Annotated in this window: 17 protein-coding genes; 10 read left to right on the top strand and 7 right to left on the bottom strand. The window is 62.6% G+C overall.

Annotated elements, in window-relative coordinates; all coding sequences use genetic code 11:
• Positions 1–77: 77 nt before the first annotated feature.
• Positions 78–2,327 (bottom strand): LPS-assembly protein LptD, encoded by a 2,250-nt coding sequence (locus O0882_RS07535; protein WP_289946596.1) that lies wholly within the window; start codon positions 2,325–2,327, stop codon positions 78–80.
• Between the two features lie 99 nt (positions 2,328–2,426).
• Here O0882_RS07535 and O0882_RS07540 point away from each other — a divergent pair, with 99 nt between their 5' ends.
• From O0882_RS07540 to O0882_RS07560, 5 genes are all read left to right on the top strand, one after another.
• Positions 2,427–3,494, top strand: coding sequence for a phosphotransferase (locus O0882_RS07540; RefSeq protein WP_289946598.1), 1,068 nt, complete (start codon positions 2,427–2,429; stop codon positions 3,492–3,494).
• Between the two features lie 62 nt (positions 3,495–3,556).
• Positions 3,557–4,285 (top strand): N-acetylmuramate alpha-1-phosphate uridylyltransferase MurU, encoded by a 729-nt coding sequence (gene murU, locus O0882_RS07545; RefSeq protein WP_289946600.1) that lies wholly within the window; start codon positions 3,557–3,559, stop codon positions 4,283–4,285.
• Positions 4,285–5,607 carry a Xaa-Pro aminopeptidase gene (gene pepP, locus O0882_RS07550; protein ID WP_289946886.1) on the top strand — a complete coding sequence of 441 codons (1,323 nt, stop codon included), beginning with the start codon at positions 4,285–4,287 and terminating at the stop codon, positions 5,605–5,607. Before murU ends, pepP begins: the two co-directional genes overlap by 1 nt.
• Before the next feature lie 9 nt (positions 5,608–5,616).
• A complete protein-coding gene (locus O0882_RS07555) occupies positions 5,617–6,759 on the top strand; it encodes an FAD-dependent monooxygenase (protein WP_289946602.1) in 1,143 nt (380 codons plus the stop codon).
• Positions 6,760–6,874: 115 nt separating this feature from the next.
• The gene (locus tag O0882_RS07560) at positions 6,875–7,828 is read left to right on the top strand and encodes a sensor domain-containing diguanylate cyclase (RefSeq protein WP_289946603.1); all 954 of its coding nucleotides are present in this window, start codon (positions 6,875–6,877) and stop codon (positions 7,826–7,828) included.
• A gap of 45 nt (positions 7,829–7,873) precedes the next feature.
• On the opposite strand, the gene O0882_RS07565 is transcribed toward O0882_RS07560, so the two are convergent.
• Genes O0882_RS07565 through O0882_RS07575 form a run of 3 tightly spaced genes read right to left on the bottom strand, consistent with a single transcriptional unit; the run spans position 7,874 to position 10,788 of the window.
• Positions 7,874–9,328 carry an NAD(P)(+) transhydrogenase (Re/Si-specific) subunit beta gene (locus O0882_RS07565; protein WP_289946888.1) on the bottom strand — a complete coding sequence of 485 codons (1,455 nt, stop codon included), beginning with the start codon at positions 9,326–9,328 and terminating at the stop codon, positions 7,874–7,876.
• Between the two features lie 8 nt (positions 9,329–9,336).
• Positions 9,337–9,651 carry an NAD(P) transhydrogenase subunit alpha gene (locus O0882_RS07570; RefSeq protein ID WP_034745644.1) on the bottom strand — a complete coding sequence of 105 codons (315 nt, stop codon included), beginning with the start codon at positions 9,649–9,651 and terminating at the stop codon, positions 9,337–9,339.
• Positions 9,652–9,675: 24 nt separating this feature from the next.
• Positions 9,676–10,788 (bottom strand): Re/Si-specific NAD(P)(+) transhydrogenase subunit alpha, encoded by a 1,113-nt coding sequence (locus O0882_RS07575; protein WP_289946607.1) that lies wholly within the window; start codon positions 10,786–10,788, stop codon positions 9,676–9,678.
• A 411-nt stretch (positions 10,789–11,199) separates the two neighbouring features.
• Here O0882_RS07575 and O0882_RS07580 point away from each other — a divergent pair, with 411 nt between their 5' ends.
• Positions 11,200–11,679: an NUDIX hydrolase gene (locus tag O0882_RS07580; protein WP_096238110.1), complete on the top strand. Its 480-nt coding sequence runs from the start codon at positions 11,200–11,202 to the stop codon at positions 11,677–11,679.
• Between the two features lie 41 nt (positions 11,680–11,720).
• On the top strand, positions 11,721–12,836 hold the full coding sequence (mnmA, locus tag O0882_RS07585) for a tRNA 2-thiouridine(34) synthase MnmA (RefSeq protein WP_289946612.1): 1,116 nt from the start codon (positions 11,721–11,723) through the stop codon (positions 12,834–12,836).
• A 190-nt stretch (positions 12,837–13,026) separates the two neighbouring features.
• Here mnmA and O0882_RS07590 read toward each other — a convergent pair whose 3' ends face one another.
• The 3 genes from O0882_RS07590 to O0882_RS07600 form a co-directional block, all read right to left on the bottom strand.
• The gene (locus O0882_RS07590; protein WP_289946890.1) at positions 13,027–13,446 is read right to left on the bottom strand and encodes a response regulator; all 420 of its coding nucleotides are present in this window, start codon (positions 13,444–13,446) and stop codon (positions 13,027–13,029) included.
• Between the two features lie 50 nt (positions 13,447–13,496).
• A complete protein-coding gene (locus O0882_RS07595) occupies positions 13,497–14,270 on the bottom strand; it encodes a 5'-3' exonuclease H3TH domain-containing protein (protein ID WP_071075219.1) in 774 nt (257 codons plus the stop codon).
• A gap of 71 nt (positions 14,271–14,341) precedes the next feature.
• Positions 14,342–15,013, bottom strand: a complete 672-nt coding sequence (locus tag O0882_RS07600; protein WP_289946616.1) for a glutathione S-transferase — start codon at positions 15,011–15,013, stop codon at positions 14,342–14,344.
• A gap of 166 nt (positions 15,014–15,179) precedes the next feature.
• On the opposite strand from O0882_RS07600, the gene O0882_RS07605 reads away from it, so the two are divergent.
• From O0882_RS07605 to O0882_RS07615, 3 genes are all read left to right on the top strand, one after another.
• Positions 15,180–16,232, top strand: a complete 1,053-nt coding sequence (locus O0882_RS07605; RefSeq protein ID WP_289946617.1) for a YjgN family protein — start codon at positions 15,180–15,182, stop codon at positions 16,230–16,232.
• 3 nt (positions 16,233–16,235) lie between these two features.
• Positions 16,236–17,246: a M48 family metallopeptidase gene (locus tag O0882_RS07610; RefSeq protein ID WP_289946620.1), complete on the top strand. Its 1,011-nt coding sequence runs from the start codon at positions 16,236–16,238 to the stop codon at positions 17,244–17,246.
• A gap of 103 nt (positions 17,247–17,349) precedes the next feature.
• Positions 17,350–18,960 (top strand): FMN-binding glutamate synthase family protein, encoded by a 1,611-nt coding sequence (locus O0882_RS07615; protein ID WP_289946622.1) that lies wholly within the window; start codon positions 17,350–17,352, stop codon positions 18,958–18,960.
• Positions 18,961–19,033: the final 73 nt, after the last annotated feature.

Consider the following 19,033-nt stretch of genomic DNA (forward strand, 5'->3'; position numbering starts at 1 on the left):
GCGCTCATGAGTTCAGGTGAATAAAAAAACCGGTTGTGCCAGCGCCGGGAACACCGGCGGCGACAACGGTGCCTATCTTAACGGAGTGGCTGGCTCAGTGTCTGGTAACCAGGGATGGTTTTGGTAAATGTTTCCAGCCCATTCGTGCCCAGACCCAAGCCATTCGACAGCCCAGTCAGTTCCAACTGGAAGAAAATCGGCGTCGAGGCCTTGTTGGCCGAAGTCACGAAACGCTGCGCCCCCATGCGGAACACCCAGCAGTCGCCCTTGTATTCCAGGCCGACCAGGCTTTCCAGCATGCGCCGGTCCAGCAGGGAGTAACTGATGCGTCCCACGCCATACAAGCGGTCCGTCAATGGCCATTGCGTCGACACTTCCGCATTGCGTATGCTGCCACGCTGAAAACGGTTACTAAAGTTCAATACTTTCTTGGCACCTGGCTGATATTGCAAGGTGTACGTCGAGCTCATCAACTGGCGATCGCTGGGATTGTACTGCACCAGGCTATCGACGGTCCAAGTCTCCGACACGCGGCCCGTTGCTGCCAGCAGGATATCCGAACGTGACTGGTTGACGGGCGTGGTCGAATTGAGCTGCACACGCTGGTCGGCAAAGTAGAAACGCTGGCCGAAGGTCAGGCGCATGCGCTCCGTGCCGTCCGACTGCAAGAAGCGCGAAACGACAGCGGCCGTGACCTGGTTGGCATCAGCGATACGGTCGCTGCCAACAAAACGGTTTTCCGTGAAGATCTGCGTCAGATTGAACGTGCCGGCGGCCGTATCGAAATTCGGGAACTGCGATTGGTCGCGGTACGGCGTATAGACGTAGAACAGGCGCGGCTCCAGGGTTTGCGTACCGCCCTTGGCGCCAAACAGATTCGAGTCGCGTTCGAACACCAGGCCGCTGTCGACCGAAAAGGTGGGCACGGCGCGCGTAAATGACGTGTCCGGAAACAGTGCCTTGGTCCTGGCATCGTTGTCGAGCTGATACGCGCTGGCATTGAGCATCAGCTTGGGCGTGATGAAGTAGCCAGGGCGCACGATGGGGAAACTCACTTGCGGCACAGCCACGAGGCGCGACCCTTGCACCAGAGTCGGGTGCGCGAAGCGCGTCGCTTCCGCGTCGAAGGTCCAGTCGAAACCGCCCCAGACATCATATTTATCAGCGTGAAAGTTTACCGCCGGCAAACGGTCATACGGCCGCGACACAGTCAGACTGGGATCTTTGGCGGCATCGGGGTCTTGCAGCACCTGATAGTTCTGCACGCGCGCCGTCAGGCTCCAGTCCTCGGTGCGGTAATCGGTGCGCAATTCGCGCAGCAACTGGCGCTCGGTGGCGGAGGCGACGTTTTTCGAAAAATCGTTCGGGTAATTATTGTCCGATGCGTCGCTCAGATCCCAGCTGTACGTCCAGTCCTTGGCCAGCGCCTGCTCGTGCTTGGACTTGAGCATGTAGCGGTTGGTCTTGGTTTGCTTGTCATTTGGCAAGAACTCAACCGACGTTTCGCCGCGGTACAAACCGGCATCCGTCTCACCCATGTAGCGGCCCGTCGCACCGAGCTGAATGCCGCGCCGCTGGATATAGCGCGGGAACAGCGTCAGGTCGCGGTTCGGCGCGATGTTCAGGTAATACGGCATCAGCAGCTCGAAACCGTTCTTCGAGGCAAAGCCCGGCGTGGGCGCCAGCCAGCCCGAGCGGCGCGCGCCCGACAGCGAAAACGAGATGCCCGGCGTGCCCAGGATCGGCACGTCCTTGAAATAGATGATGGTCTTGCTGCCCGTACCCACGTCGCGGCCCGTATCGAGGTTCAAGGTGCTCGATTTCAGGTACCAGTCCGGATTCGGCCCTTCGCAGGTACTGTACGTACCTTCGATGACATTGGCTTCGTCGGGGTTGATGAAGTCGACGCGCTCGGCCTTGCCCCGGCCGCCGCCCACTTCGAAGCGGTACGTCGGGTTGAGCAGGAAACCCTTGCCGGTCTCCATGTTCAGCTTCAGGACGTCACCCGTGTAGTAATCGCCGAAACGCCACATCTTGATATGGCCCTCGGCCTCGAACTGATCTTCAACTTGTTTGTAACAAGCTGTATCGGCCGTCATTTTTGTGGTTTTTCCGCGCTCAATCACGACATTTTTATCGAGATTGATCTCCCTTTCGGGTCGTCCGTTCATGCTGTTCGCCGTCATGACGGTGGGCGCGTCGGGATCTTCCACATGAACCGGACGCGGTGCTTTCTGGGCGTGAACAGGCACCGTCGTGGCGGCGACGAGCGCGCTGATGGCGAAAGCCCAGCGCTGCGAAGGGGGGGAGGCCGAAAACCAGCTCATGAATTGGAAGGGGCAAGCACCATTGAGAGGCGATTTTTTGATTTGAATCCCTTATTATATGGGAATCTGCATCATCAACCCGATTCCACAGGCCGCTTAATGTCATTCTCTTCCAATTCCTCCACCGCGCCGGCCCAGGCCGACGCTCGCCTGACCCTGTTGAAAGCCTGGTTGACCTCGCTTAACCTCGTCGCGCCCGATTCCGCCCGCCCCGCTTCCAGCGATGCCAGCTTCCGCCGCTACTACCGTCTCGATATGCTGCCAGGCAATACAACATTGCCAGGAAGTACACTGATTGCCATGGATGCGCCGCCCGAGCGCGAAAACGTGCCCGCCTTTGTCAAGGTGGCCGGCTTGCTGAAAGGTGCTGGCGTGTCCGTGCCCGAGATCATCGCGCAAGACCTGGACAACGGCTTCCTGCTGCTCTCCGACCTGGGCACGACCACCTACCTCGATGCATTGAACCACGACAATGCCAGCGTGCTGTACGCCGAAGCGCTGGAATCCTTGATGAAAATCCAGCTGGCCAGCCAGCCGGACGTCTTGCCCGAGTTCGACCGCGCCTTCATCCTGCGCGAAATGAATCTGTTCCCGGAATGGTTCATCGGCAAGCATCTGGGCGCCACCTTGACGGATGTGCAACAAACCCAGCTGGACAAGGTCTTCGAAGCCATTACGGCAAATATTTTATCGCAACAACAAGTATTCATGCACCGCGACTACCATTCGCGCAATTTGATGCACATCAACGATGGCTCCATCCCGAATCCCGGCATCCTCGATTTCCAGGACGCCGTTTTCGGCCCCGTCACCTATGACATCGCCTCGCTGCTGCGCGACGCCTACATCCAGTGGGATGAAGAACTGGTGCTCGACTGGGTAATCCGCTACTGGCAGCGCGCCAAGCAGTTGGGCTTGCCAGTCAATCCCGACATCGACGCCTTCTACCGCGATTTCGAATTCACGGCCCTGCAACGCCACCTGAAAATCCTGGGCCTGTTCTCGCGCCTGAATTACCGCGACGGCAAGGATCTGTACATGGGCGACCTGCCAACCGTGCTCGACTATGTGCGCAAGACCGCCAACCGCTATACGGAACTCAAGCCGCTGGTGCGTTTGCTCGATGCGCTCGAAAATAAAACGCCCCAGGTCGGTTATACCTTCTAGGCACTTTCCCGCTGCGCGGCCTGTCCGCGCAGCCGACTTACCGATACTGAAAACGACTACCCATGAAAGCCATGATCTTTGCCGCAGGCCGCGGTGAACGGATGCGTCCGCTTACCGATACCTGTCCCAAACCGCTGCTGAAAGTGCGCGGCCGCCCGCTGATCGTCTGGCATGTACTGAACCTGGTGCGCGCCGGCATCACGGACATCGTCATTAACCATTCCCACCTGGGCCACCAGATCGAGGAAACCCTGGGCGATGGCAGCGCGTATGGCGCGCGCATCGCGTATTCGCCGGAAAGCACGCCGCTGGAAACGGCGGGCGGCATCGCCCAGGCGCGCCACTTGCTGGGCGAGGAACCATTTCTCGCCATTTCCGGCGACATCTATTGCCCGTATTTCGACTTCAAGCAGGTACTCGACGTGCTGGCCGACAAAGATGTGCTGGGCACGCCGTACCCCGCCGACCAGCGCGACATCGCCTGGACTTACCTGGTGCCCAATCCCGACTTCCATCCACAGGGCGACTTCGGCCTGACCTTGTTCGCGATCAACAATACGGACGACACCAAGTGGACTTTCGCCAATATCGGCGTGTACCGTCCCGAGATGTTCGACGGCATCACGCCGGGCAGCCACGCCAGACTGGGCGACCTGCTGCGCAGCTATGCGGACCAGGGCCGCGTGGGCGGCGAAGTCTATCCGGGCGAGTGGACGAATGTGGGCACCCCACAGCAGCTCGACGCGCTCAACGGCGTCGCCAGCGCAAGCACCAAGGCGCCCGCGGCATGATGGCCAATTACGCGGCACGGCGCGCGGCGCTGCTGGCGCAGATGCTGCCCGGTAGCGTGGCTATCCTCGCCACGGCGCCCGAAGTGCCGCGCAACAGCGATTGCGATTATCCGTATCGCCACGACAGCTATTTTTACTACCTCAGCGGCTTTACGGAACCCGACAGCGCCGTGGCGCTGGTGGCCGCCAGCGCCACGGCGCCCGCGCGCGCCATCCTGTTTTGCCGCGCCAAGAACACCGAGCGCGAAATCTGGGAAGGTTTCCGCCATGGCCCCGAGGCGGCCCGCGCCAGCTTCGGTTTTGACGGCGCCTTCCCCATCGAGGAATTCGACGTGGAAATGACGCGCCTGCTGGCCGACGCTCCCGCCATATACTATGCGCTGGGCGGCAGCCTCGATGCACAGGTCAAGGTCTGGCTGCACAGTGTGCGCAAGAAGGCGCGCAGCGGCGTCACGGCGCCCGCCATGGCCATTGAGCTCAACGGCATGCTCGACGCCATGCGCCTGCTGAAAGACACGCAGGAACAGCAGCTGATGCGCCGCGCGGCCGCCATTTCCAGCGCGGCCCACGTGCGCGCCATGCGCGCCACGCGGCCCGGCATGCACGAATACGCGCTGGAAGCGGAACTGCTGTACGAATTTCGCCGCAGCGGCGCGCAGTTCCCCGCGTATTCCTCCATCGTGGCCGGCGGCGACAACGCCTGCATCCTGCATTACAGCGCCAACAACGCGGTATTAAAAGACGGCGACCTGGTATTGATCGACGCCGGCTGCGAACTCGATGGCTACGCCTCCGACATCACGCGCACGTATCCTGTCAACGGCCGCTTCAGCGGCCCGCAGCGGGCGCTGTATGAACTGGTGCTGGCCGCGCAACAAGCGTCGCTGGATATGCTGCGCCCCGGCTTGCCGCACAGCGCCATCCACGAGGCGGCCGTGCAGGTGCTGGCGCAGGGCATGCTGGATTTGAACTTGCTGGACCGGCAAAAAAGCGGCAGCGCGCAGGACGTCGTCGCCGACAAGGCCTATATGCCCTTCTACATGCACGGCACCAGCCACTGGCTGGGCATGGACGTGCACGACGTGGGCGCCTACCGCGACACGGGCGCGCCCGGCAAGCCGTGGCGCGCTTTGGCACCGGGCATGGTGCTGACGGTGGAGCCGGGCATCTATGTGCGCCCCGGCGCGGGTGTGCCGGAGCAGTTCTGGCATACCGGCATCCGCATCGAAGACGATGTGCTGGTCACGCCGCAAGGCCATGAAGTCTTCAGCACGGCGCCCAAGAGCGTCGCTGAAATCGAACAACTGATGTCACAGGATTAACGCCGCCGCATGCATACACCGTCCACTTTCGATCTCGCCATCTGCGGCGCCGGCCCCGTCGGCATGGCGCTGGCCGCCCTGCTGGTGCAGCGGGGCAGCCGCGCCGCCGGCATCGCCCTGCTCGACGCCAAATCCATCGAGCAAGCCAGGCGCGACCCGCGCACCATCGCCCTGTCGCACGGCAGCCGCCAGATACTCGAGGAAGCGGGCGCCTGGCCCGTCGAGGCGACGCCTATCCACCAGATCCACGTGTCGCGCCGCGGCCAGTTCGGGCGCAGCCTGATGGACCGCAGCGAGCATGGCGTCGAGGCGCTCGGTTACGTGGCGCGTTACGGCGCCGTCGTCAGCGCGCTGGCCGATGTATGCGAGCGCCTGGGCGTGGCCAGCTTGCGCCCGGCCCTGGTCACCGGCAGTGCGGAAGATGCCGACGGCGTCAGCGTGCAGATCGAACAGGCGGGCGCCGCGTCGAGCTTGCGCGCCAGCCTGCTGGTGCAGGCCGAGGGCGGCCTGTTCGGCCAGCAGCCGGAGCGCGCCGTCAGCCGCGACTATGGCCAAAGCGCCATCATCGCCCATGTGCGCACGAGTGCCCCCATCGCTCACCGCGCGTATGAGCGCTTCACCGACGGAGGCCCGCTGGCCCTGCTGCCGCAGGACGATGGCTACGCGCTGGTGTGGTGCGTGCCGCCCACGCGCGCCGAACAGTTGCTGGCCCTGGACGACTCTACCTTTCTGGCGCGCCTGGGCGCCGCCTTCGGCAGCCGCCTGGGACGCTTTACCCACACGACGGCGCGCCTGGCCTATCCGCTGGGCCTGAACGCGCAGGCGGGCGGCACGGCGCGCACGGTCGCCATCGGCAATGCGGCGCAAACCCTGCACCCGGTGGCGGGGCAAGGCCTGAACCTGGGCTTGCGCGACGCCGCCGTGCTGGCCCGCGTGCTGGCGCAGGACAGCAGCCCGGCCTGCCTGGAACGCTATGCGCAATTGCGCCAGGCCGACCGGGGACTGACCGTGCGCGTCACCGACACCATGGCGCGCATCTTCACGGGCAGCGCCCCTGCGCAAGGCTTGCTGGGACTGTCGCTGGGTTTGCTCGATGCCTTCAGCCCGGCGCGCAAAAGTCTGGCGGAACTGATGATGTACGGCCGCCGCTGAATCTTGGCAATAAAGAAAGAGCACGGGCGAAAAAGAAACAGGCTAGATATCCGGCATGGAGTAAACGGCCCGCGGATGCGACAATGGCTGTCACCTGGCTTTCGGCGACCGTTCCATGACAGATGCATTGCCCGCAGCACCGCCTGCCGCTCTTCCCGAAGTACTTTTTTTCCGCCTGCTGGAAGATGCCCTCGACGCCGTCATCATCATCGACGAGCAGTGCCGCATCCGCTATATCAATGGCGCCATGCAGGCGCTGTCGGGCTATGCCAGCGGAGAATTGCTGGGCCAGACCCTGAACGGCCTGCTGCCCGACGCCGTCGGCGCGCAGCACGACAACCTCGTGATCAGCTACATCCGCAGCTCACGCAGCTCCAGCGTGTTGGGCAAGATACGCGAATTCGCCATTCGCCACCGCGACACGCAAATGATCCCCATCGAAATGAAGGCGCTGGACCTGGGCGTGGTCGACGGCGTGCGCTATTTCGGCGCCTTTTTGCTCGATGTGCGCGAACGGCGCGAACTGGCGGCAAAAAACGCCAGCCTGCTGGCGCAGCTGGAACAGCAGGCGCTGTACGATGCGCTGACGTCGCTGCCCAACCGGCGCGCCTATGAAGCGCAGGCCGAGCAGGCGATGGCACGCGCGGCGCGCAGCGGCGCCGCCCTGAGCGTGGGCGTGGCCGACCTCGACCACTTTAAAAAGATCAACGACCGCTACGGCCATGCCGTGGGCGACGCCGTGCTGCGCACGGTGGCGCAGGCGCTGCGCGACACGGGACGCATCACCGACGTGGCGGCGCGCCTCGGTGGCGAGGAGTTCGGCCTGCTCTTCCCGGACGCCAGCCTGCAGCAGGCACACCAGGTGGCCGAACGCATCCGCGCGGCCGTGGCAGCGGCGGTCACCGTGCTGCCCGACGGCGCCCCGTTGCACGTCACCATCAGCATCGGCGTGGCGTCGCTGGTGCAAGGCGCCAGCCTGGACGCGGCCATATCGGATGCCGACAAGGCCCTGTACGCGGCCAAGCATCAGGGCCGCAATAAAGTCGTCGCGGCAGCGGCCGGCCAATAAAAACGGCCCGCGCAAGGCGGGCCGTCCGGTCGCTGCAAGCGGCATTTATTCGATAGCTTTCAGCATATCCTCGATCACCTTCTTGGCGTCGCCAAACACCATCATCGTGTTCGGCTGGTAGAACAGTTCATTGTCCAGGCCCGCATAGCCGGAAGCCATCGAGCGCTTGTTGACGATGATGCTCTTGGCCTTGTAGGCTTCCAGGATCGGCATGCCGGCGATCGGCGATGTCGGATCTTTCGCCGCCGGGTTAACGACGTCGTTCGCGCCCAGCACCAGCACCACGTCCGTCTGGCCGAATTCGCCGTTGATGTCTTCCATCTCGAAGACCTGGTCGTATGGCACTTCCGCCTCGGCCAGCAGTACGTTCATGTGGCCCGGCATGCGCCCTGCCACCGGGTGGATCGCATACTTGACGGTGATGCCCTTGTGCGTGAGCTTTTCCACCAGTTCCTTCAACGAGTGCTGCGCGCGCGCCACGGCCAGGCCGTAGCCGGGCACGATGATGACGGTTTCCGCATTGCTCATGATGAAGGCGGCGTCGTCGGCCGAACCCGATTTCACGGGACGCTGTTCCTGCGCGCCGGCCACGCCTGCCGCCGGCGCAGCGCCGCCGAAGCCACCGAGGATGACGTTGAAGAACGAGCGGTTCATGGCCTTGCACATGATGTACGACAGGATCGCGCCGGAAGAACCGACCAATGACCCCGCGATGATCAGCATCGAGTTATTCAGCGAAAACCCGATGCCGGCCGCGGCCCAGCCGGAGTAACTGTTGAGCATCGACACCACCACCGGCATATCGGCACCACCGATGGGAATGATGATCAGCACGCCCAGCGCAAAGGCGATGAGGGTCATGACGATGAACGGCGTCCAGGCCGGCTCCACTCCGTCGGCGAAGCAGAACGCCAGGCCCAGGCCGACCATCACCAGCGCCAGCACCAGGTTGAGCATGTGCTGGCCCTTGAAGCTGACGGGCGCGCCCTGGAACAGGCGGAACTTGTATTTGCCCGACAGCTTGCCGAAGGCGATCACCGAACCGGAGAACGTGATGGCGCCGACAAAGGTGCCGATGAACAGCTCGAAACGGTTACCGATGGGCAGCGCCTCGCCGTGCTTGGCGATATTGAAGGCCCATGGCTCGGACACCGCCGCCACGGCGATGCACACGGCCGCCAGGCCGATCAGCGAGTGCATGGCCGCCACCAGTTCCGGCATCTTCGTCATTTCCACGGTTTTCGCCAGGTAGGCGCCGATGGCGCCGCCCGTGACGATACCGATGATGACGAGGGTCAGGCCCATGCCGCCCGTTTGCTGTTCCTTCAGTTTCAGGATCAGCGCCACGGTGGTGACGGCGGCAATCGCCATGCCGCTCATGCCGAAGGCATTGCCGCGGCGCGCCGTCGATGGCGACGACAGGCCTTTCAAAGCCTGGATGAAGCACACCGAGGCGATCAGGTACATCATCGTCACCAGGTTCATGGTGACGAAGCTCATGGCGTGACTCATTCTTTGGCTCCTTGCTTGGCCTTCGGTTCTTTTTTGCGGAACATCTCGAGCATGCGCTGCGTGACGAGGAAGCCGCCAAACACGTTGACGGCGGCCAGCGCCACGGCCAGGGTGCCGGCCACCTGCGCCAGCGGGCCATCGGTCAGGCCGGCCGCCAGCATGGCGCCGACGATGATGATGGCGGAAATGGCATTGGTGACGGCCATCAGCGGCGTATGCAGCGCCGGCGTGACAGTCCAGACGACGTGGTAGCCGACATAAATGGCCAGCACGAAGATGATCAGGTTGGTGATGGTGTGACTGATTTCCATGATGTTGTTCTCTCCGGCGCCGCGTTATTTACGTAAGATTTCACTACCTGCGCACACCAGGCTGGCCTTGATGATTTCATCCTCGCGGTCGATCAGCAATTGATCGTCCTTGTCGATGATGAGCTTTAAGAAGTCCAGCACGTTGCGCGCATACAGGGCCGAAGCATCGGCCGCCACCAGGGTCGCCAGGTTCGGCTCGCCCACGATGTAGACGCCGTGCTTGATGACCGTCTTGCCCAGTTCTGACAGGGGGCAGTTGCCGCCCTGCTCGACGGCCAGGTCGACGATGACGGAACCGGGCTTCATGGCCTTCACCGTTTCTTCGGAGATCAGCACGGGCGCGGCGCGGCCGGGGATCAGGGCGGTAGTGATGATGATGTCGGCCAGTTTCGCCCGTTCATGCACCAGTTCGGCCTGGCGGCGCATCCAGTCGGCCGGCATGGCGCGCGCATAGCCGCCCGAGCCCTTGGCGATTTCCTTTTCTTCCTCGGTCAGGAAAGGCACGTCGAGGAATTTCGCGCCCAGCGACTCCACTTGTTCCTTGACGGGCGGGCGCACGTCGGACGCCTCGATGACGGCACCCAGGCGCTTGGCCGTGGCGATCGCCTGCAAGCCCGCCACGCCCACGCCCATGATCAGCACGCGGGCCGCCTTGACGGTGCCGGCCGCCGTCATCAGCATGGGCATGAAGCGCTGGTAGGTATTCGCGGCCACCAGCACCGCCTTGTAGCCGGCGATATTCGCCTGCGAGGACAGCACGTCCATCGACTGCGCGCGCGTGATGCGCGGCACGGCTTCCAGCGCAAAGGCGGACAGGCCGGCCGTGGCCATGGCGGCGATATTGTCCGCGTCAAACGGGTTGAGCATGCCGATCAGCACGGTGCCGCTGGCCATCAGGGCCCGTTCCCCTGCATCGGGGGCGCGCACCTTGAGCACGATGGCGCAGCCATAAGCTTCCTGGGCGGTGCCGATCTGCGCGCCGACGGCGGCATACGCCTCGTCGGGAATCGACGCTTGCAAGCCCGCTCCCGCCTGCACGATGATCTGATGCTTGGCTGCCAGCTTCTTGACTGTCTCGGGCGTGGCTGCCACCCGCGTTTCACCAGGCCGTGTTTCGGCCGGTATGCCTATCCTCATGATGCCTCCGCTAATTGATAAACTGACTAGAATCTAACACGGAAAGCAGCGCGTTAAACGTTTGTGAACCAGCAACTTCTAGTTGTACGACACTAATTTCATCAGCATCCCCCAATTCGTTTCACCATGCGGCGCGGCGACCATATTGTGGAAATGTGTGTCAATCTCACCACAGTCGAGCCTGCGTGCGCGCTTGTTTTGACCACAGGGAAAGCCTATATTAGCGGGCGTTTCCTGCCATCTTGCCGACTAAGCCCCCATGCTAGTGCGCTCCCCGGGAAAGACGTAAGTACCTCCCACCGCTATTTGCTAAAACGTTGTCATTTATCAATATGTCCGCGCAACAGAAGGCCGGGTTCAAACCGCGCGCGCAGAACAAGATAAAATGTCGGCTCTTTCAAGGATGGAATCATGCCGAGAATCTGGAAACCCTCTGTCACCGTTGCCGCCATCGTCGAGCGCGACGGCCTGTTTTTACTGATTGAAGAAGAAACCAGCGAAGGCATCAAGCTCAACCAGCCGGCCGGTCATCTCGACCCGTTCGAGTCGCTGGAACAGGCGGTGATCCGCGAAACGCTGGAAGAAGCGGCCTACGATTTCATCCCCACGGCACTGGTCGGCATGTACATGTCGCGCTATCAGTCACTGCGCACGGGCGAGGACGTGACCTATTTGCGCTTCACCTTTTGCGGCACGGCCGGCGCCGAGCATGACCGCCCGCTGGACGAAGGCATCATCCGCACCCTGTGGATGACGCGCGACGAGCTGGCGGCATGCCAGGAGCGCCACCGCAGCCCCCTGGTGCTGCAGTGCGTGGACGAATACCTGGCTGGCCGGCGCGCGCCGCTGGCCCTGCTGCACACGCATGTGTCCGTTTTCAATAGCGCATAGACCCGCGCATGGCAATCATTTAAAAGTAACTGGAAAGCAAGATGAGCAAGAAGAAAGTCGTTATCGGCATGTCCGGCGGGGTCGATTCCTCGGTCGCGGCATGGATGCTGAAGGAACAAGGCTATGAAGTCATCGGCCTGTTCATGAAAAACTGGGAAGATGACGACGATTCGGAATACTGCTCCACGCGCCAGGACTGGATCGACGCGGCCAGCGTGGCCGACGTCATCGGCGTCGATATCGAAGCCGTCAATTTCGCCTCCGAATACAAGGACCGCGTATTCGCCGATTTTTTACGCGAATACCAGGCCGGCCGCACGCCGAACCCGGACGTGCTGTGCAACGCTGAAATCAAGTTCAAGGCCTTCCTCGACCACGCCATGACCCTGGGCGCCGACCTGATCGCCACCGGCCACTACGCGCGCGTACGCCAGGCACCCACCGATGCGAGCCGCTACGAGCTGCTGAAAGCCGTCGACGCCAGCAAGGATCAAAGCTACTTCCTGCACCGTTTGAACCAGGCGCAATTGTCGAAAACCCTGTTTCCGCTCGGTGAAATCCCGAAGACGCAAGTGCGCAAGATCGCCGAACAGCTGGCGCTGCCGAACGCGCAAAAGAAGGATTCGACGGGCATCTGTTTTATCGGCGAACGCCCGTTCCGCGAATTTTTGAACCGCTATCTGTCGTACAAGCCTGGCCCGATGAAGACGGCCGACGGCAAGACGGTGGGCGAACACGTGGGCCTGAGTTTTTATACGCTGGGCCAGCGCAAGGGCATCGGCATCGGCGGCGTGAAGTCGTACCAGAATGCCGATGGCAGCAGCGACGCCTGGTATGTGGCGCGCAAGGATATCGCCAATAACACCCTGTGGGTGGTGCAGGGCCATGACCATCCGTGGCTGCTGTCGCCCGCCTTGACGGCGGACCAGGCCAGCTGGGTCGCGGGCGTGGCGCCGCAAGCGGGCGCCCTGTCCGCCAAGACGCGCTACCGCCAGGCCGACGTGGCTTGCCAGCTGCTGCCGGAGGGAAATGAACACTTCAGCCTGGCGTTTGACCAGGCACAATGGGCCGTCACGCCGGGCCAGTCGGCCGTGTTGTATGATGGGGATATCTGCCTGGGCGGCGGCATCATCGCCAGCGCCACGGGCTTGCCCTGATCATGGACTGAAAGGATACGCTGATGCACACACTGCACGCCCGGATTGTCACCGCATGGAATGCCTTGCCCGTAGTCTTGCAAGCCAGCTTGCTGCTGGGTGCCACAGCGTACTGTTTGCTGCATCTCGGAAAGTCATTGGGCCAGGCACTGTATTACCTGACCCACTGACACCTGACAATGCCACCAGTTCAGCCGGGCTGCTTGGTCGATTGTGCGGCGGCGGCCAGCGCCTGCTGCTGCTTGCGCACCATGGCAATGACCGTATTGCGCACGGTTTTCAGGACCGTGTCGGCCATGAAGGGCTTGACGATGAAGCCCGACACGCCCATCGCATGCGCCGCCTGCAGCGAGGCGGCGTCGATGCCGCCCGAGACCATGAAAATGAGCGTCTTCGGGTACTGGGCGCGGATGGTTTGCACCACATTGCTCCCGTCTTCCACCTGCTCGCGCGCGATGCACACGAAATGCGGATGGTGCTTGACCAGCAGCGCCAGTCCCAGCGCGCTGGTATGCGTCTGCCCGCAGACATCGTAGCCGCCATCGGTCAGGACCGTGTTCAGCAGGCCGCGCGCCACGGCGCTGCTATCGATCAGGACTGTTTTTAACATCATGATTGCTTCCCTTGCTTGATTTATTCCGCGTTCTGGCTGGAAGAGCTCTATTTTTCCCACACAAGCTTGTTCCAGGTCACGCCCAACGTGACATCCGTTTTGAGCGCAACTAACTTTCTTGAAAGATACAGTATTTCCCGCTCTTTTCGCAGGCTTTCGCCCAGCGCACCGGGCAAAATCCCCGCGCCGGCCATCACGGCGTCGATATTGCCGTAACCGCGCAACAGTTTCGCCCCCGTTTTCAGGCCGATCTTCGACACCCCGGGGATGCTGTCGGTGACGTCGCCCATCAGCGCCAGCAAGTCGGGCAGCAGTTCCGGCGGCACGCCGAACTTTTTCTCGACCCAGGCACGGTCGTGCCAGATGCCCTTGAAATGGTCCCACACGAGCGCGCCGTGCGCGATCAGGCCATGCAAATCCTTGTCGGTGGTGGCGATGACGGCCGCGCCGCGCCCCTCGTGCAGCCAGCGCATGACGGCCGTGCCGATCACGTCGTCGGCCTCCACTTCGGGAATGCTGACCACGTGCATGCCGAAGCTGGCCAGGGTGGCGTAAAAGCCCGGCAAGGCGTCGCGCAGTACCTGCGGCATGGGCTGGCGCCCCTCGCGATAGCCCGCATACAGGGCGTGGCGCCAGGTCGGGCCGCCAAAGTCGAAGGCCGGCAGGATGTGCGTCGGCTCGTGGTCGTTGATGAGGGTGCGGAACGACGACAGCGCGTGGCGCAGCGCGATCTCCGCCTTCAGGTCGGAATCGGGTTCAGGACTGGCTTCGTAGACGCGGCGTACGATATTCAAGCCGTCGATAGCGAGGAGTCTGGCCATGCGGTTAATAGATGCTGGTTGAATCGGGCATTTTACCGTATGGTTCCCCGCACATAGCCCTTGAATGCCGCTTATTTGGCGAAATCGTAGGGCCCGCCTTTTTCCAGGGCCCGCTGGTAGGCGGGCCGCGCGTGGATGCGCTGCAGGAACGCCGTCAGCTTCGGCAGGCGATCGTCGAGTCCGCCGCGCATGGCGGCCGCTTCCAGCGGAAAGCTCATCTGGATGTCGGCCGCCGTGAATTCATTGCCGGCAAACCATTTGGTGTTCTCCAGCTCCCCTTCCATGTAGGCCAGCTGGCTGTTGATGTTGGGCATGATGAAGCTGCTCTTGACCTTGCCGGCGATGCCGCGCGCGATCGGTTTCACGAAGAAAGGCATGGGCGACGATTCGACCTTGTCGAACACCAGCTTCAGCAGCAGCGGCGGCATGGCCGAGCCTTCCGCGAAGTGCAGCCAGTAGGTCCAGCGCAGCTTGTCCGGCGTGCCCGCTGCCGGGATCAAGCGGCCATTGCCGTAGCGCTCGACCAGGTAGTCGATGATGGCGCCCGATTCGGCGATGGTGTTGGCGCCATCCGTGATCACGGGCGACTTGCCCAGGGGATGGACGGCTTTCAGCGAGGCGGGCGCCAGCATGGTTTTCGGGTCGCGCTGGTAGCGCTTGACCTCATATTCCAGGCCCAGTTCCTCGAGCAGCCAGAGCACGCGCTGCGAGCGCGAATTGTTCAGATGGTGGACGACGATCATGGTGTTTCCCGTTAGGCGATGGATGAGTTCCAGTATAGCCGGGACGACCGGATCGGGCAGCGCATGACGATATACGAAAAGAAATTGCGAAAAACAGCATTTTCAATTGATAACTTTTCAATCTTCCCTTATCTTGTTTTGTTTCCAATAAGTAAGGAAACCCCCTGTGGATTTCGACACCAACAACACCACGCCCAAGCGCGAAGCCATCACCTTCAGCGCCACCGGCAGCGAATACTTCCGTATCTGGATCGTCAACCTGCTGCTGAGCATCGTTACCCTGGGCATTTATTCCGCATGGGCCAAGGTGCGCCGCAACCGCTATTTCTATTCCAGTACCCACCTCGCCGGCAGCAGCTTCGAATACCACGGCAATGCCGTGGCCATCCTGAAGGGCCGCATCGTGGCCGTCGTACTGATCGGCGGCTACAACATCGCCCTGAAAGTTGCGCCCCTTGTGGGCCTGCTGATGTTCGTGCTGCTGGCCGCCATCCTGCCCTGGCTGGTATGGAAAAGCCTGCAGTTCAAGCTGTACAACACCAGTTACCGGGGTATCCGCTTCGGTTTCGGCGGCAGCGCCAAGGAAGCCTACAAATACTTCCTGTGGCTGCCCATCCTGAATACCTTCACCCTGGGCTTGATGACGCCATTCCTGCACCAGCGCCTGAAGCGCTTCCAGCACACGCAAAGCCGCTTCGGCACCAGCCAGTTCAGCTTTGACGCCACGGTCGGCAGCTTTTACAAGACGTACCTGCTGTTCTTCGCGCTGCTGCTGGGCGGCCTGCTGGTGCTCATTTTCGTCGTCTTCGGCAGCGTGTTTGCCTCGTTTGCGGCCCATGCCAACGACGCCACCAAGGTCGGCAGCCTGATGTTTGCCATCGGCGCCCTGTATCTGTGGGCGTTTACCGTGCTGCCGCTGTTCCTGACCATGATCCAGAACCTGATCTGGAACCACACGCGCTTGCAGCAGCACCAGTTCCAGTCGCAGCTGACCTGGGGCCGCACCACCTTCATCATGCTGACCAACCTGCTGGGCGTCATCGTCACGCTGGGCCTGTTCGCGCCATTCGCCCACGTGCGCTGGCTGAAGTACCGCCTGGAAGCGACGTCGATGCTGGTGCACGGCAGCCTGGACGAGTTTGTCGCCGCCACGGGCCAGCAAGTGTCGGCCACGGGCGAAGGCATGGCCGACCTGCTGGACTTCGACCTGTCGATGTAAGCAATGAACGCCAACACGCAAGAAGACCACGCCGCTCTGGCCGCCCGCTATTTCGACGGCCAGAGTTCGCGCCTGTACCACGTGACACTGTCCGTGCGCGATGGCGTGGCCATGCTGGCAGGCGACATCGAGCGCAGCTGTCCGCTGGGCGAACTGCACGTGTCCGAACGCAGCAGCCACGCCGTGCGCAAGGTCAGCTTTCCCGACGGCGCCTACCTGGAAATCGCCGACCAGGCGGCCTTCAACACATTGCTGCACGACACGGGCCACCGCGACGGCTGGGTGGTGCGGCTGCAGCAAAGCTGGCGCGGCGCCCTGCTGGCCACGGTCGCCACCGTGCTGGCCCTGTGGCTCAGCTATCAGTACCTGCTGCCGGTGGTGGCGAAGGGGCTCGCGTATGCGATTCCCCAGTCCGTCGAGCGGCAACTGGGCCAGGGCGTGCTCGATTTCCTCGACGGCCACGTGTTTGAAGCGAGCAAGCTCGCTGGCACGCGCCAGCAAGCCTTGCGCAATCAGTTCGCGCGCCTGTCCACGCCCGGCGACAGCACGCCCGAGCACCGCATCGTTTTCCGCAAGAGCAAGATCGGTCCGAACGCGTTTGCCCTGCCATCCGGCGACATCGTGCTGACCGATGAAATGATCGAGCTGCTGCCCGATGACCTGGCCATCATGGGCGTGCTGGCGCATGAGCTGGGCCATTTGCAGCAGCGCCACCTGACGCGGCGCATCATCCAGACCTCGGCCGTCGGCGCCGGCGCGGCGCTGCTGTTCGGCGACGTGTCGACGGTGGTGGCCACCGTGCCACCGCTGTTGCTGGACTTGAAGTATTCGCGCGATGTCGAACGCGACGCGGACGACTATGCGATCGCCATGCTGCGCCAGAATGGCATTGCGCTGGAACACCTGGCGCAAGTGTTTGTCGCCCTGGGCAAGCTGGACCAGGGCACGCCGTACTTGTCGAGCCATCCGGCCAGCACTGAACGCATCGCACGCATCAGAGCGGCACAGCGCTAAGCACCTCACGCGGCGCCGCTGGGCGCCGCGTTCTTTCCCTCCAGCACGTTCCGTGAATCGAAGGTAGACTCAGCAATATCAGTCTGACTTCACCGGAGTGCCCATGCACCTAGTACCATTTCGCTACCTGACCTTCATTGCGACGGCCGCCATCTTTGTCCTGTCCCTGTTTTACTATGACCATTACTGGCTGCCCGTGCTGGCCGGTGCGTTGACCCTGGTCGGCATCAGCGACCTGCTGCAAACGAAGCGCGCCCTGCGCCGCAACTACCCCATCCTCGCGCACTTCCGCTTCTTTTTTGAGAGCATCCGCCCCGAAATCCGCCAGTATTTCCTGGAAAGCGACAGTGAGGCGACGCCGTTCTCGCGCAGCCAGCGCAGCATCGTCTACCAGCGCGCCAAGGAGCAAACGGACAAGCGCCCGTTCGGCACCCAGCTCGACGTGTACCAGGCGGGCTATGAATGGATCAACCATTCCATCGCCCCCGCCAAGGTGACGGGCCACGATTTCCGCATCGAGATCGGCAACCACCCGGACTGCCCGCGCACAAAGCCGTATTCGGCCAGCGTCTTCAATATCTCGGCGATGAGCTTTGGCGCCCTGTCGGCCAACGCCATCCTGGCCCTGAATGGCGGCGCGCGCAGCGGCGGCTTCATGCACGACACGGGCGAAGGCAGCATCAGCCCCTATCACCGCGAAAACGGCGGCGACCTGGTGTGGGAAATCGGCTCCGGCTATTTTGGCTGCCGCAACCAGGACGGTACCTTTTCAGAAGAACGCTTCATCGCCAACGCCAGCTCCGAGCAAGTCAAAATGATCGAGCTGAAAATGTCGCAGGGCGCCAAGCCTGGCCACGGCGGCGTGCTGCCCGGCCCGAAGGTGACGATCGAGATCGCCACCACGCGCGGCGTGATGGTGGGCGAGGATTGCGTCTCGCCGGCGGCGCACAGCGCCTTTTCCACGCCACTGGAAATGCTGCATTTTATCGACCGTCTGCGCACGCTCTCCGGCGGCAAGCCGACGGGCTTCAAGCTGGCCATCGGCCATCCGTGGGAGTTTTTCGCCATCGTCAAGGCCATGCTGGAAACGGGCATCACGCCCGACTTCATCGTCGTCGACGGCAGCGAAGGGGGCACGGGCGCCGCGCCCCTGGAATTCACGGACCATGTGGGCACACCGCTGCAGGAAGCGCTGGTGCTCGTGCATAACACCCTGGTGGGCGCCAACCTGCGCGCGAAGATCAAGATCGGCTGCTCGGGCAAGATCATCACGGCCTTCGACATCGCCCGCTTGCTGGCACTGGGCGCCGACTGGTGCAATTCGGCGCGCGGCTTCATGTTCGCGCTGGGCTGCATCCAGTCGCAAAGCTGCCACACGGACCGCTGCCCCACGGGCGTGGCCACGCAAGACCCGCAGCGCCAGCGCGCGCTGGTGGTGTCCGACAAGATCGCCCGCGTGGCGCACTTCCACCAGAACACCATGAAGGCGCTGGCCGAACTGATCGCCGCCGCCGGCCTGGCGCATCCGCAGGAGCTGCGCCCGCATCACCTGGTGCGGCGCATTTCGCCCAACCAGGTGAAACTGGCCTCGGCCCTGCTGCCCTTCCTGGAAGCGGGCCAGCTGCTCGACCCGAGCCAGCTGCCGCAGCTGCCGCCCGTATTCGGCCTGTACTGGCCCAAGGCGCAATCGGCATCGTTCCAGCGCCTCGATTGAGACGGCGCCTGCGCAAGTGAGCAAGTGGAGCAATACCACTTAATAACCACTTGCGCAAATATCCAAATCCAAT

The organism is Janthinobacterium sp. SUN073 (genome assembly GCF_030397665.1).
Lineage (GTDB): Bacteria > Pseudomonadota > Gammaproteobacteria > Burkholderiales > Burkholderiaceae_D > Janthinobacterium.